This window comes from Nocardia sp. NPDC003345, from assembly GCF_053589395.1.
Genome location: NZ_JBSFRU010000617.1, coordinates 1 through 1,194, shown reverse-complemented (window position 1 = coordinate 1,194; position 1,194 = coordinate 1). Strand labels below are relative to the sequence as shown.

1 protein-coding gene is annotated in these 1,194 nt (G+C 69.0%); it reads right to left on the bottom strand.

The genetic code is table 11. The features are described from left to right. On the bottom strand, window positions 1-1,194 hold a 1,194-nt coding region (gene serB, locus ACWDU1_RS32455; protein ID WP_450004235.1), incomplete at both ends, for a phosphoserine phosphatase SerB.

Sequence of the window (1,194 nt, the reverse complement as noted above, 5' to 3'; positions counted from 1 at the left end):
CCCGGCGCAGCACACCGTCCCGCGCGTCCGCCGCCTCGACCTCGTCCCGGGTGACCCCCAGGATGAACAGCACCGCGTCCAGATACGGATGCGACAGCGCGGTATCGGCGACCTCCCGCAACGCGGGCTTCGCGTTGAACGCCACTCCCAGCCCCGCCGCGTTCAACATATCGATATCGTTCGCCCCGTCCCCGACCGCGACCGTCTGCTCCATCGGCACCCCGGATTCGGCGGCGAAGCGGCGCAACGCGGTCGCCTTGTACTCCCGGTCGACGATCTCCCCCACCACCCGGCCGGTGAGCTTCCCGTCCACCACCTCGAGCACATTGGCCTGCGCGAAATCGAGGTCCAGTTCACGCGCCAGCGGATCGATCACCTGCCGGAACCCGCCCGACACCACGCCACATCGGAAACCGAGCCGCTTCAGGGTCCGGATCGTGGTCCGCGCACCGGGGGTCAGCGCGATGGAACCCGCGACCTCCGCGATCACCGATTCGTCCAGTCCGGCCAATGTCGCCACCCGCTGCCGCAGCGATTCCGCGAAATCGATCTCGCCGCGCATCGCCGCCTCGGTGACCTCCCGCACCTGCTCCTCGACGCCGGCGTAGGCGGCCAGCATCTCGATGACTTCGCCCTGGATGAGAGTCGAATCCACATCGAAGACGATCAGCCGCTTCGCCCGGCGAGCCAGACCGGCCCGTTCCACCGCGATATCCACCCGCTCGGTCACCGCGACCTCGGCCAGCGCGGTCCGCAACCGCGAATCGGTATCCCCACCCCGGTCCGGCGCCGTCACCAGCAACTCCATCCCGGTCACCGGATAGTCGGCGATCCCCCGGATGGTGTCGATATTGGCCCCCAGTCCCGCCAGCTCCCGCGACACCGCACTGAATGCCCGCGCGGTCACCGGCGCCCCCAGCACCACCACCGCGTGCGTCGACACCGGGGCCCGCGCGACATCGGCGTCGATATCCACATCCACCTGCATACCGACGGTATTCATGGCCTCTTCGAGCTCGTCCTGCAACGCCTCGGGATCCGTTGGGCAGGTGACGAGCACTCCCAGGGTGAGCCGGCCGCGGATCACCACCTGCTCGATATCGAGCAGACTCACCCTCCGCCGCGCCATCGCCGTCAGCAGCACCGACGTCACACCGGGACGGTCGGGCCCGGTCACGGTGACGAGAACGCCGT